At 48.2% G+C, this 13,004-nt stretch carries 14 protein-coding genes and 1 pseudogene; 9 read left to right on the top strand and 6 right to left on the bottom strand.

The genetic code is table 11. The annotated features are described in order from the left end of the window. Positions 1–67 precede the first annotated feature (67 nt). Positions 68–583: a cell wall hydrolase gene (locus ACES2G_RS04240; protein WP_347359331.1), complete on the top strand. Its 516-nt coding sequence runs from the start codon at positions 68–70 to the stop codon at positions 581–583. Beyond that, complete coding sequence (locus ACES2G_RS04235) at positions 583–1,170, top strand: hypothetical protein (protein ID WP_347359330.1); 588 nt, start codon at positions 583–585, stop codon at positions 1,168–1,170. Before ACES2G_RS04240 ends, ACES2G_RS04235 begins: the two co-directional genes overlap by 1 nt. Positions 1,171–1,202: 32 nt before the next feature. Here the strand turns inward: ACES2G_RS04235 and aat are convergent, their stop codons facing one another. From aat to ACES2G_RS04220, 3 genes are read right to left on the bottom strand one after another with little or no spacing between them, the layout of a single operon-like run. Beyond that, positions 1,203–1,868 carry a leucyl/phenylalanyl-tRNA--protein transferase gene (gene aat / locus ACES2G_RS04230; RefSeq protein ID WP_347359329.1) on the bottom strand — a complete coding sequence of 222 codons (666 nt, stop codon included), beginning with the start codon at positions 1,866–1,868 and terminating at the stop codon, positions 1,203–1,205. Then, a complete protein-coding gene (locus ACES2G_RS04225; protein ID WP_374001406.1) occupies positions 1,868–2,941 on the bottom strand; it encodes a sorbosone dehydrogenase family protein in 1,074 nt (357 codons plus the stop codon). Before ACES2G_RS04225 ends, aat begins: the two co-directional genes overlap by 1 nt. An 11-nt stretch (positions 2,942–2,952) precedes the next feature. Further along, positions 2,953–4,389: a RecQ family ATP-dependent DNA helicase gene (locus tag ACES2G_RS04220; protein WP_347359327.1), complete on the bottom strand. Its 1,437-nt coding sequence runs from the start codon at positions 4,387–4,389 to the stop codon at positions 2,953–2,955. Positions 4,390–4,577: 188 nt separating this feature from the next. On the opposite strand from ACES2G_RS04220, the pseudogene fusA reads away from it, so the two are divergent. The 3 genes and pseudogenes from fusA to ACES2G_RS04205 all read left to right on the top strand — a co-directional run bounded on the left by fusA (position 4,578) and on the right by ACES2G_RS04205 (position 7,565). After that, a pseudogene (gene fusA, locus ACES2G_RS04215) lies at positions 4,578–6,687 on the top strand (elongation factor G). 200 nt (positions 6,688–6,887) lie between these two features. Then, complete coding sequence (locus tag ACES2G_RS04210; protein ID WP_347359325.1) at positions 6,888–7,118, top strand: hypothetical protein; 231 nt, start codon at positions 6,888–6,890, stop codon at positions 7,116–7,118. Continuing rightward, complete coding sequence (locus tag ACES2G_RS04205; protein ID WP_347359324.1) at positions 7,119–7,565, top strand: hypothetical protein; 447 nt, start codon at positions 7,119–7,121, stop codon at positions 7,563–7,565. 90 nt (positions 7,566–7,655) lie between these two features. On the opposite strand, the gene ACES2G_RS04200 is transcribed toward ACES2G_RS04205, so the two are convergent. The 3 genes from ACES2G_RS04200 to ACES2G_RS04190 form a co-directional block, all read right to left on the bottom strand. After that, positions 7,656–8,159: a hypothetical protein gene (locus tag ACES2G_RS04200; protein ID WP_347359700.1), complete on the bottom strand. Its 504-nt coding sequence runs from the start codon at positions 8,157–8,159 to the stop codon at positions 7,656–7,658. 138 nt (positions 8,160–8,297) lie between these two features. After that, entirely contained in the window at positions 8,298–8,879 is a 582-nt protein-coding gene (locus ACES2G_RS04195) for a carbonic anhydrase (RefSeq protein ID WP_374001405.1), read from the bottom strand. 106 nt (positions 8,880–8,985) lie between these two features. Beyond that, positions 8,986–9,774 carry a dienelactone hydrolase family protein gene (locus tag ACES2G_RS04190; protein ID WP_347359698.1) on the bottom strand — a complete coding sequence of 263 codons (789 nt, stop codon included), beginning with the start codon at positions 9,772–9,774 and terminating at the stop codon, positions 8,986–8,988. A 232-nt stretch (positions 9,775–10,006) separates the two neighbouring features. Between ACES2G_RS04190 and ACES2G_RS04185 the strand changes: the two genes are divergently transcribed. The 4 genes from ACES2G_RS04185 to ACES2G_RS04170 all read left to right on the top strand — a co-directional run bounded on the left by ACES2G_RS04185 (position 10,007) and on the right by ACES2G_RS04170 (position 12,999). Further along, entirely contained in the window at positions 10,007–11,047 is a 1,041-nt protein-coding gene (locus tag ACES2G_RS04185) for a hemolysin family protein (protein ID WP_347359697.1), read from the top strand. A gap of 3 nt (positions 11,048–11,050) precedes the next feature. Next, positions 11,051–11,359, top strand: a complete 309-nt coding sequence (cutA, locus tag ACES2G_RS04180) for a divalent-cation tolerance protein CutA (RefSeq protein ID WP_374001404.1) — start codon at positions 11,051–11,053, stop codon at positions 11,357–11,359. Positions 11,360–11,439: 80 nt separating this feature from the next. Beyond that, a complete protein-coding gene (pyrE, locus tag ACES2G_RS04175) occupies positions 11,440–11,955 on the top strand; it encodes an orotate phosphoribosyltransferase (RefSeq protein WP_374001403.1) in 516 nt (171 codons plus the stop codon). A 42-nt stretch (positions 11,956–11,997) separates the two neighbouring features. Beyond that, positions 11,998–12,999, top strand: coding sequence for a hypothetical protein (locus tag ACES2G_RS04170; RefSeq protein ID WP_374001402.1), 1,002 nt, complete (start codon positions 11,998–12,000; stop codon positions 12,997–12,999). The last annotated feature ends 5 nt before the right edge of the window (positions 13,000–13,004 follow it).

Here is a 13,004-nt window from a genome sequence, read left to right as displayed (position 1 = left end):
AGTTAAACTGAATTTAATGAGAATACAGATCGTTGCTTTACTAACTACATTTATTGGCGTGTCTTTTTTGAACTCAGAAGCCCTGGCCGCTTCCATGACTTGCAACAGAAAGCAGTCAGCCACCAATTGCATGATCTGCAATTGCTATCACGAATCCCGTGGCGAGTCTTTCGATGGCATGGTGGCCGTAACCAAAGTTGTTCTGTCCAGGGTCGAAGCCGACTCTCACCCTGACAGTGCCTGCAGTGTGGTCTATGAGGATTCTCAGTTCAGCTGGACACAGGACAAACACTCCAACAACATCAACGCCACCAAAGATGAAGACAAAGAGGGCCTGGACCAGTGTAAAAAGGCCGTCACCCTGGCCGTCCGTGAAGGTGCCAACGACATCATCTACTACTACAATCCCCATGTTGCCCGGCCGTATTGGGCCCGACGCATGACGAACTGTGGGACCATCGGCAATCACACCTTCCTGGTTCCCCGTGGTGAGTCCTGTCCCAAAAAGCTCGGAGCCAACAGTAAAACTTCACAGCAAAAATCCAGCAGTGGCAGCAGCAAAACCAGCACAGGAGTCCGATAATGATCAGACCACTTATTGCAACTCTTCTCTTTAGCAGCCTTTGCAGTGCAGCTCCGGTGGATATCTCCAAAACCGGCATGGCCGAAGTCGTTATCAAAGATGGAAATGCCAAAATCTCTTTGCCTGCCGAAGCCAAAAAAGCCCTGATTGCCTGGAACCCTGAGTTTCTTGTCTTCGACTTGAAGGACTACAGCGAGTCCGTTTTGAGTCTGGTGAAAGATGTGGAGCCTAACGGAGTTCCGATGGCTTTCATCGCGGACCTCGACAACAATGGCGAAAAAGATATCGTTCTTCTGGGCAGCGATTTAAGCCGCCAATATGCGGTGGCTCTGACTAAAAAAGACAATACTTGGCAAGCCGTGGAAATCCAATCCTGGAATATCGCCAACATCAAAGCCACTGTTTTGCCTAAAGAAGATAAAGCAAAGCCAGCGGAATCCGGCATTCCTTTGTATGTTCTGCCTGCTGACGGCGAACATGCAAAAAAATTGGGAAAGAAAATCGGCATTCAGATTGAAAGATATCTTGGACCGGCATCGGTCTATGAAATCAAAGACGGCAAAGCTGCTCAGGTTATTCTTAAGTAAGTTCGCTTAATCCATCAGTACGAGATCCATCATCATGTGGTTTCGTACTGAAAGTGTCGCCGTTCCAGCATTTCCAGATATCGCTCGCGATCCACAAGTTTTCCGCCCATACTTGCCACAACCGGTGTCACCATCTGAACATCAATCCACTGGTGTCCCATTTCCGATAAAACTTCCACCAAATGCCACAACGCCAGTTTGGAAGCATTGGGCTTCTTATAAAACATGCTTTCTCCGCTGAAAACACCTTCGACCAGAACTCCGTAGATCCCTCCGACTAAAGCGTTATTCTCGCGAACCTCCACGGACATGCAATAGCCCGCTTTGAAAAACTCAAGATACGCTCTTTTCATCTGAGCAGAGATCCAAGTGCCCTCCTGTCCTGGGCGGGGCTGCTTGGAACATTCCTCCAAGACCTGATGGAAATCTGTATTCACCGTAAAAGTGATTTCCGGATGACGGCGACGAAAACGCTTCAGACTTTCTGGAACATGAAAATCCTCAAACTCCAGGACACCCCTTTGTTCTGGAGAAAACCAAAGCATGGGTAATCCCGGCTGCGGCCAGGGGAAGATCCCCTTGCTGTAAGCCGTGTAAAGAGTTCCGACATCCAACACACCACCGATGGCAATAATTCCTTCAGCCAAGGTGTCACGTGCATCTGGAAAATCAACTGAAGAACGAAGCTTCCCCTGCATTATCTTTGAACCTTGTATGTCAGACGGTAAATCACGCCAGCCTTGTCATCAGAAATCAACATCGATCCGTCTGATAAAACTTCCACATCCACCGGACGCCCCCAGGCCAAATCCCCTTGCAGCCATCCGTCGATAAAGCTTTCGGTTTTTTCAACCTGAGAGCCATTCAACTTCACAAATGTCAGACGATAACCTTGCGGTGTCGAGCGATTCCAAGAACCATGTTCTGCCAGAACAATACTGTTCTGATACTCTGCCGGAAACATCTGGCCGGTATAAAAACGCATTCCCAACGGAGCCACATGGGCCCGAAGCTCAACTACCGGCGCCACATAGTCAGAACATTTTTTTCCCCTGCCAAATTCAGGGTCCAGAATGTCTTTGCCATGGCAGTAAGGAAATCCAAAGTTCTGTCCAACGGCTGTCAGACGATTCACTTCACACGGAGGACGGTCGTCTCCCATCCAGTCGCGTCCGTTGTCGGTGAACCAAAGTTCTTTGGTCAGAGGATGAAAATCAAAGCCTACGGTATTGCGAACTCCCGCAGCCACTTCTTCCTTAGAGGTTCCATTCACGTCGATTTTATAAATGCGGGCGTAGTCTTTGCCCGGATCACAAACATTGCAGTTGGCTCCGACCGGGACATACAGCTTTCCGTCAGGACCGAAGCGAATAAACTTCCAGCCATGATGAGTGTCTGAGGGAAACTTTTGCGCCAATGTGCGCACGGGTTTTAACGGCAGCTTGGCGGCAAGACTGCCGTCGTATTCACGAATGCTTGAGATCTCGGCGATATAGACTTTGCCGTCTTTGAATGCCACCCCGTTGGGGCTCTCCAAACCTTGTGCGAAAATCTGCACCTTGCCATCTTTCACCACATAAACTTTGTCGCCAGACCGCGACCCCACAAAAACACGTCCGTCAGGAGCCTGCGCCAGTGATCTGGCCCCAGGGACCTGAGCCCAGACAGAAATGGAAAAACCCGGAGGCATTTTCAGTTTCTCCAAGGGCAGCTTTGCCCATGCCGGAGCCGCTAAAAAAGTCATTGTCAGAATACTGGCCAGCTTCTTCATACGTCCTCCTTCTATCTGGTGCAGATATCGCACTTGCCACAGGGACTCGGGTGTTCGTGCCCAAAATAACTGTAAATCCGATTCATGCGACACTCGCTGTCTTGCTGGGCCCACTGAACCATCTGCAGCAGCTTTGAATTCTGCGCCCGCAGAATGGCTTCCCCATTTTCGGCCAAAAACTGTTCATCCGTCGGCGCCTGCACACAAGCATACGGGAAAGGATCATCAGACTTTTGCAAACAACCCCAGCGCTCCAAAATACTGACAGCAGCTTCCGAGCGGAAATCCCGGCGATTTCTAAAATTCATTTGTTCACGAAGGAAGTCAAACCCGCCCTGGTCCACCTGCATTCTTTTGTCTTCTATCAGTTGATAGATTTTTCGAATGAATTCCGGTTCAGGATGCGACCACTTTAAAAATTCCATCTGAATGCTGACATCGTCCTGATCATACAGCAAATGACAGTAAGACTCCTGCCCGTCTCGTCCCGCGCGGCCCACCTCCTGAAAATAAGATTCCAGCGAATTCGGAGTTTCAGCATGAATCAACAGACGCACATTGCTTTTATCAATCCCCAGCCCGAAAGCCGGAGTCGCCACCATCAGAGGAGCCTCTTCAATTTGGAAGGCCTTCTGATTGCGCTTGCGATCCTGCGGCGGCAAATCTCCATGATACACCAGATGTTTGATTCCCATCCGGCTCAAGGCTGACGAGATCTTTTTCAAGGTTTGAATCAAAGAGCAATAAATGATGGCCGTGCCCCCGACCTGATGTCGAAGCCCCACGACAGCGCGAATTTTTTCGTCGATGCCGTAGATGTCATGGACGTTCAATGCCAGATTGGGACGCTCAATCCCCGCTGAAATAATCGGCGCATCTTCGATGTTCAGCTTTTTTAATATATCTTTTTGAACCTCGGGGGTCGCCGTCGCGGTCAAGGCCAAGGTGGGCGGGTTTCCCAACATGGCCCGAAACTCACCCACCCGGGAATAGTCCGGACGAAAATCATGCCCCCATTGAGAAATACAGTGAGCCTCGTCCACCGCCAGAAGCTGGATCTGGCGCTGCTCGATGGCCTGCAGGAATTCAGGCTTGCGAAAACGTTCTGGTGTCACATAAATAAGTTTGTAGGCCCCTTGAGCCAGGCGGGCCTGCCGGGACTCTCGCTCATCCCTGCTCAAAGTAGAGCTTAAAAATGTGGCCGAGATCCCTAGTTCATGGGCCTTCTGCGCCTGGTCCTGCATCAAGGCAATCAAGGGCGAAATAACAACGACAAGTCCATCCCGAGTCTTGGCTGGAAATTGAAAACAGAGACTTTTTCCCATTCCCGTAGGCATCAGGGCCAACAGATTTTCATTTGCCCAAACTTTATGCAGAATGGATTCCTGCTCGCCCCGGAAAGAAGTAAAATGAAAGTTCGCTTTTAAAAGCTGAAGAAGATCGGTCATAGTGCCGATCAGTTTACGCTACGAAGAAGGCGGTCGGAAGGCTTCCCGCACTGGATAGTTGCAGCGCGTCGCGAATCTGGGCTAGAATCTTTTTTTGCACTTAGTAGTATTTGATGATAATTCGATTGCTTTCATAAATTTTGCTAATGAAAACAGCGGTTAAAACCATATAAACGAAGGGTAAAGATATGTCCAAAAATTGGAATATTGATATGGTCAGAAACATCGGTATCTCGGCGCACATTGACTCCGGAAAAACGACGACTTCTGAGCGTATTTTGTTCTATGGAGGTAAGATCCACGCTATCCACGAAGTTCGTGGTAAAGACGGCGTCGGCGCTACAATGGACTCCATGGATCTAGAGAGAGAAAAAGGTATCACGATCGCTTCTGCTGCGACTCAGGTTCAGTGGAAAGACTATACCATCAATTTGATCGATACACCGGGGCACGTGGACTTCACAGTTGAAGTTGAACGTTCTCTTCGCGTTCTTGACGGTGCGATCCTTTTGCTTTGCGGTGTTGCCGGCGTTCAATCTCAATCCATCACTGTTGACCGTCAGATGAAACGTTACAACGTACCTCGTTTGGCTTTCGTAAATAAATTGGACCGTCAAGGTGCCAATCCTTACCGTGTTACTGACGCTTTGATCGAAAAACTTCGCTTGAACGCTGTTATGATCACTATTCCAATTGGTCTAGAAGACCAACACAGAGGTCACGTTGACCTTGTGGAAATGTGCTCTTACATCAACGAAGGTAAAGACGGTGAAAACGTTGTTCGCGGCGAAATCCCACCAGATATGGTTGATCAGGCTAAGAAATACCGTCACATCATGATTGGTAAACTTGCTGACGTTGACTCTACTATCGAAGAAAAATTCTTGATGGAAGAAGAGCCAACTGTTGAAGAGCTTCGCGCGGCTATCCGTAAAGGCACTATCGGTTTGAAGATGGTTCCAGTTCTTTGCGGTTCTGCGTTCAAAAATAAAGGTGTTCAACGTCTTATCGACGCGGTTACCTACTATCTTCCGTCCCCTGCTGAGAAAAAAAGAGCAAGCTCTTGATCTTGATAAGAACGAAGAGAAGTTCGACCTTGTCCCAGACAACAACAAACCATTGGTTTCCTTGGCGTTCAAACTTCAAGAGACTCCATTTGGTCAGTTGACTTACATGCGTATCTACCAAGGTAAGATGTCCAAAGGTGACTTCGTTATCAATCAGACGAACAAGAAATCTGTTAAGATTCCTCGTTTGGTGCGTATGCACTCTGACAAGATGGACGACATCGAAACAGCTTACGCTGGTGACATCGTTGCATTGTTCGGTATCGACTGTGCTTCCGGTGACACTTTCTGTGATGACAAAATTCACGCATCCATGCAGTCCATGCACGTGCCTGAACCAGTTATCAGCTTGGCAGTTGCGCCTAAAGACAAAACTGCAGCTAACAACTTCTCCAAAGCTCTTCAAAAATTCCGTAAGGAAGACCCTACATTCCGCGTTCACCGTGACGAGGAATCCAACGAGACTATCATCTCTGGTATGGGTGAGCTTCACTTGGAGATCTACATTGAGCGTATGAAGCGTGAGTTCAACTGTGAAGTGATCGTGGGTCAACCACAGGTTGCTTACCGTGAGACGATCTCTCAAGAGGCTGCTTACGATTACACTCATAAAAAACAAACGGGTGGTTCGGGTCAGTACGCGAAGTGTGTGGGTAAAATCCTTCCACTTGCGCCTCAAGAAGATGGCTCTACGTTCAAATTCGTTAACAACGTTGTTGGTGGTCGTATTCCTAAGGAATTCATCCCAGCGGTTGAAGAAGGTTTCAAAGAGCAAACTGTTAAAGGTCCACTCATTGGCTTCCCAATCGTAGGCGTTGAAGTTCACTTGGACGACGGTGCATACCATGACGTCGACTCTTCATACATGGCGTTCAAAATCGCTGGTATGGCGGCTCTTCGTGAAGTTTACACTAACGCGAAACCAACTGTTCTTGAGCCAATCATGAAGCTTGAGACAACAGTTCCAGACGAATACCAAGGTGCAGCTGTTGGTCAAATCAACCAACGCCGTGGTACTATCGTGGGCACTACTGCCTTCGACGGTAACTGAGTTATCGAAGCAGAAGTACCACTGACAGAAATGTTCGGTTACTCAACTGATCTTCGTTCTGCTACTAAAGGTAAAGGTGAGTTCTCTATGGAATTCGCGAAGTACGCTCCAGTACCTCGTAACATCCAGGAAGAACTTGCGAAGAAATACCAAGCTAAGCGTGCAGCTGAGCAGAAGTAGTCTTCAAAGTTTGATCTTCAAACTTCAAAGCCCGGTGGAAACACCGGGCTTTTTTTATGTTCAAAAACTCCTCCTCGACCTTCGTACCCCACTGCCGGACCTAAGCCCTCATCTTGCCCGAGCTCTCTAAACAATCTCCGCTTCCATGCCGAAAAGTCCTGCGTATTATTCCTGAGCAACTTCATGAAGGGACGGCCAGCATGGATCGCGATCAGCTTATCGCCGAAATCAAAAAGCAACTGCAGGAAGAGATGAAGCAGTACACTCAGTCCTTGAAAGACAAGGTGCCTGCTGAACAGCGTGAACAGATCAAAGACCTCAAAGACACGCTGACTGTGCAGGTGAAGGAAAATCCGTGGATCTCTGTCGGCATTGCCGCACTGGCCGGGTTTGTGATTGCCCGCATGCTTTACAAAAGAAAGGACGATTAAATGAACTTTCTTTTGCCCATCATCTCATTCTTTATTGGCAACGCCAAAAGCCTCTTCAAAGAGCCCGGCACCGCCATCACTCAACAACTGGTTTTGCATTTGCGTGCGATCACGTTCGTGTTGGTTTCCACCATAGGATCGCTGGCCTTAAGCTGTGTGGGATTGTCGCTGTTTATCGCCAGCATTGCAGGCCAATTGGACAAGGGTGAAGAGTTTCAGATCTCTGGCGGCATGATCGTCTATCTTTGCATGACTGTGATTTCTGCCGGTGTTCTGGCCTACAGCCTGAATCGTAAAACCTGGCTGAAGGCGCTGGGGTTTGCAGAACGTCCAACACCACCCAAGCAAAGTGGTGCACTGGAAAATGCCGTTGCCCTTTTGGTGATGGACTACATCGAAGAACGACAGAATAAACGAAGCGAAAAACAAGAGCCGCAAGCGGGTTAAAGACCCGCTTTTTTTACCCTGCTCACAAAAGAAAAAAGGGCCGGTTTTACCAGCCCTTTTCTTTCTATGAGATCATTTATAGATGAGCTCTTACATCGGCCAGCGATTGCAGAATTCCTGGCTTTCAGAAGAGATTACTTTGCCTGTGGCTTTAGCCACTGTCAGAACTGTGATTGTCGTGCAAGTTTCATCATAGCTGATGTCTTCTTGAGTGCGAGTTGTGTAAACCAAAACATCGCCACGATCTTCAACAGTCGTATTGGTTGTCACTGGATAAGTCTTTCCTTTACCAGCCACAGAGAAGATCTCTCCGATCATGCCGCCGCCGTCACCGCCACCATAGCCACCGCCATCGAAGCCGCCACCGCCGTATCCACCACCATCAAAGGAACCACCACCGCGGTCATTGCCTTCGTAAGTTTCTTCGCGAGGATCTTTTTCCTCACCACGCTCTTCACCGTCTTTGGGAGCTGGCTCGCTTTTGCCTTTTCCTTTTTTAGCAGAGATGACGTTCTGATCACCAGAACCGATAGTTGCAAAAGCAGGTGCCGCAAATGCCACAGAAAGCAGGGCTGCCAACAAGATAGTTTTCATTCTAAGACTCCTTATGTTTTCAAAGCGAGTCTTTAGCACAAGGTGGCCCCAAGAGCCATTCTACGACACCACCCTTGCCATATTTTCACGATTGTTCAGAGTTTAAACAGCTCAAAAGCCCTCAATTGCATTTAGGCTCTACTGCAGACTTAGCTGCTTGTGCGTATCCAGAACCCTGCCTGGCAAGAACCCCACCTTGCCGGAGGAGATATCATACAGTACTCCAGTCAGATGCCCGAGCTTCACATTGTTACACGCCCCTTTGACGGCACCGCACTTGGTATGCCCTAAGACCACAATCAACTTGGCCCCCATGGCTGCGGTCCCGAATTCCATGCTCCCTAGAATATCATCGTTTTCAATATTTCCCGCTACACGGGCAACAAAGAGCTCACCAATCCCCTGATCAAACACGATCTCGGGGGGAACTCGCGAATCAAGGCAACTGAGAATAACAGCGTAAGGCTTTTGACCATCTTTAGTTTTATCAATCTGATAGTGAAAATCCTGCCCCCGCAGCTCATTCTGGACAAAGCGGCGATTGCCCTCGATCAGGGCATCCAGCTCTTCCTGAGGTGTCGCGGGTTCTTTACTTACAATAGTAGTCGTCGTTTTTTCAGATACAGAAACAGATGGGGGCGTTTTTGCCCTGTAAGTCTGTTTGGAGGCACAAGAAGACAAGAATGCGGTCGCGAGTAAAGCCACTATCACTGCTTTCATGAAGACTCCTTTGTTAAGATTGTCTTCATCGCAACATGAATGCTGAAAGCAGTGATAGTTATTTTTGCGTAAGCAAATCAGGTCCGGTGTTACCGAACATGGACTGCTACTTTATGGGTACCACTTCATTCAGGAATGAGATCAAAGCCTCCCAAGATCGTTTTGCCGCCGTCGGATTATAGGCGTGTCCCTGGGACGGATCATTGCCCGCGTCCTTTTGGGTAAAGGCATGAACTGCTCCCGAATAGGCCACGAACTGATAATCCACCTTGGCTTCATTCATCTCTTTCATGAAACCATCCACTTCGGTTTGGGGTACATACGGATCCATCGCCCCGTGCAACACCAGAACCTTGGCTTTGATGTTTTTAGCATCACCCGGATTTTTGCTAGCAAGACCACCGTGAATGCTGACAGCTCCGGCAAGCGGCAATCCCGAACGGGCCGCCTCCAAAGCTCCGGTCCCACCAAAGCAGTACCCCATGAAGACGATCTGCTTGGGGTCGACATTCTTATTCTTCTTTAAATAATCAAATGCAGCCTTTTCACGTGTACGGAAAAGCTTTACGTCTTCTTTATAGGTTCCGGCAAACTTGCCAGCTTCTGCCGGGGACCCTGGGCGCACGCCTTTACCGTAAATATCCGCGGCCAAAACCACGTAGCCTTTTTCAGCTAACAGACGCGCGCTGTTCTTTTCGTGATCCGTAAGCCCCATCCATTGGTGAATGATAATCACCGCAGGACGCGATCCTTTGATCGTATCATCATAGGCTAAGAATCCTTCCAAGACTGTTTTGCCATCTTTGTAATCCACGGCTTCAGCTTTAATTTCCGCCATTGCCACGGCCCCTGAAAAAACGGTCACAACCGCCATCACGAAATTTCGCAATTTCATCTCAAACTCCTTCTGACTTTACCAAAGTCTATGAAGGTGCTTCTGAAAGGTCAAAAACACCCCCAAAGAGGTGTTGATTCGCAAAAAGCCCAATTAAATCAAATATAACAGGACTTCTTGCAAGTTGCGTTATAGACAGATGCCTTCCTGGTCATGGTACACTGATGGCTCATATGGAATATCACAGGCCTAGGCCCGTCACATTTAACTTCTCTGAATTAAGCACCACTCTATGACAATTATTATTGTTCTGTTCATCAGTACCATCGGTATCTCGTTTTTATGTTCAATGTTGGAAGCTGTTCTTCTAACCTCGACTTCGGCTTACATCGGAGTTCTGGTCAAAGAGAACAAAAGAAGCGGCAAGCTTCTGGAGCACCTGAAAGAAAACATCGACCGTCCTATCTCTGCCATCCTGACCTTGAACACCGTTTCCCACACCCTGGGCTCTGCCGCCATCGCCTACCAGATCCAAACTCAATATGGCCATGAAGCTGTCACCGTGGCCTCTTTTGCTCTGACCTTTCTGATTTTGATTTTGTCTGAAATCATCCCCAAATCCATCGGCGCGGCTCACTGGAAAGCTCTGGTCCCATTTGCTGCCTACACTATCCAACTGATGATCCTGCTGCTTTACCCTTTGGTGATTATGTCCGAATGGTTGGGGCGTCTTTTTGCAAAAACATCTGAAGACCCTGAAGTCACTCGCGAAGAAATCCTGATGACTGCCGAGATTGGCGTGGAAGAGGGAACCCTGAAAGGCAAAGAGTCCAACATCATCAAGAACCTTCTGATGCTGGATAAAATCTATGTGTCTGACATTATGACTCCAAGATCCGTGTTCTTTGCCCTGGATAAGGATCAAACCGTGGAAGAGGTGTTTAACAAATACCGTCCTTTGCGCTTCTCACGCATCCCGGTTTATGACGGCAGTCTGGACAACATTATCGGCATGACCTATCGCTATAAAATTCACGAAGCTTTGTCGAACGATCAACACGACAAAGTGATTGGCGATATCGTGACTCCGATTTCCAGCATTCCCGAGCGCATGACCGTATCTCAGGTTCTGGACTTCTTCATTAAAGAAAAAGAACACGTGGCTTTGGCGGTGGACGAATACGGCATTGTTGCCGGTCTGGTCAGCTTGGAAGACGCTGTCGAAACTTTGTTGGGCGTTGAAATCGTCGATGAGCTGGACAGTGTGGAAGACATGCGCAAATTCGCGTTGGAGCAATGGCAACTGCGCAAACAAAAACTGCGCCGGAGCTAATCTGTGATTTTGTTCTATATCCCCTGCCCTAACAAAGCGTGCGCCGAAAAGATCTCCAGAACTCTTTTGGAAGAAAAACTGATCGGCTGCGCCAACATCATTCCGGGAATGGAATCGATGTACTGGTGGGAAGGAAAACTAGAGACAAGCTCTGAGCATATCTTAATCCTGAAAGTCTTGAAAACCTCTGACGCACAGGACTTAGTCACAAAAAGAGTGAAAGAGCTTCACCCTTACGACATCCCCTGTATCATGACTCTCCCCATCCTTGGAATTAATCCCGAATACAAGAAGTGGCTTGAAGAAATCTAGGTACGGACTTACTTTTGGTAGTGCATGCGCAACATAGACTTTTCGCGCCTGCCCCAACCCTTAGCAAAAGGCTTATCTCGATGACTCGACAAGAACTTGCCAAGAAGATCTATGACATTGCCCACCTGACCGGGGAATTTAAATTGCGCTCCGGACAAATTTCCAACGAGTACTTCGATAAGTATCGTTTTGAGGCACAACCCACTTTGCTTCGCGAGATCGCAAAACAGATGGTCCCTTTGATTCCTGCGGGTACTGAAGTTCTTGCCGGACTTGAAATGGGCGGCATCCCCATAGCCACAGCCTTGTCATTGGAAACTGGCATCCCTTGTGTTTTCGTTCGTAAAGAGGCCAAAGAATACGGCACCTGCAAGTTTGCCGAAGGCCTGGAGATCACCGGCAAGAAGGTCTGCGTGATTGAGGACGTTGTCACCACGGGCGGCCAGGTGGTTCTTTCCACCGCGGATTTACGTTCGATCGGTGCGAATGTTTCCACAGTTCTGTGCGTGATCCACCGAGGCCCTGCTTTCCCTGAACCCAAGCTGACTGAGATCGGGCTGGACCTTCGTCCGCTCTTCAAGAAATCCGATTTCTAGCCGATACAGAGGACTGGTTTATCTTATCGAGGAGAAGACAAGATGAAACAGTTCTCTAAGGCACTTTTAGGCACAGCTATTGTTTTCGCCACATCGACAGCCGTTGCGGGGTATGACGAGTTTGACTGTCGTTCCAGCGGAAACCTTAAACTAGCACATCTTCAATGCGTTACATGCGGAGCTCAAAAATACTTCGCAAAAAAAGCTCCCAATAGAGAAGTTGTACCCTCCGAAAAGTGGATGGCATTGCTGGGAACCAGTGCAGTACAGAACTTCGCACTGGGGGAAAATGCAAAAGACACCGTCGTAACTAGTTCAGTGGCCAAAGAAAATTATCAAAAAGTCGTGATTTCCATGCTTCGCAACTACGGCTTCTGCCAAAACTATTCAAATTCAAAAGGCCCGAAAGACCCGACAAGATCAGATATCAAAGCTGACGAATGGAAAGCTTATATCTACCCGGCAACAACACGCAGTTCTGGCGTAGATAAAGGCGCGGTTAACAAGTTAGGTAAATACTATGGCTTCGATGATAGCTTCTGGGGATGGGATGCTGGGGAAAAGATGAACTTCCTCATCGCTGGCAGCCCTGAACCTCATCGAAACTACAAAAAAGGGGAAGAAGACTTTAATGCTAAGTATCCTCTTTATACTGATCAAAAAAGCCAGGAAAGAAGATCTCGCTTCAAAGAGCGTCTATCGCAGGCATTCCCAAGTGAATATGACGTCTCTGGCGAAAAGAAGTCTGACGTAAAGAAGATCATCGCTTCCAAAGACAAGGCCAATGGCCTTGATACATGTCTTGAAGAGGTCAACCGCATGCAGAATGGCGCTGGAGATCCCCTTCTAAATTCATTCTTGAATAATACAGCTGAAAATCAGGATTTCTGTAAATCTATGGCAAACGCTTGCGATATCAAATTGGATTTCTGCACGGGCTCAAAGGGCTCTGAACATCAGACACAACCCAAACCCTTCTCCAATCCGACTCCTCCAGGCTTGAAAAAACAGCCCTCGTCCGGTGGCGGCGCAGGCGTACGCTAATTGAG

Origin of the sequence: Bdellovibrio bacteriovorus (assembly GCF_041888015.1) — a bacterium.
In the GTDB taxonomy this organism is placed as follows: domain Bacteria; phylum Bdellovibrionota; class Bdellovibrionia; order Bdellovibrionales; family Bdellovibrionaceae; genus Bdellovibrio.
The sequence above is the reverse complement of the archived record's forward strand: the minus strand, read 5'-3'. Positions and strand labels throughout refer to the sequence as shown.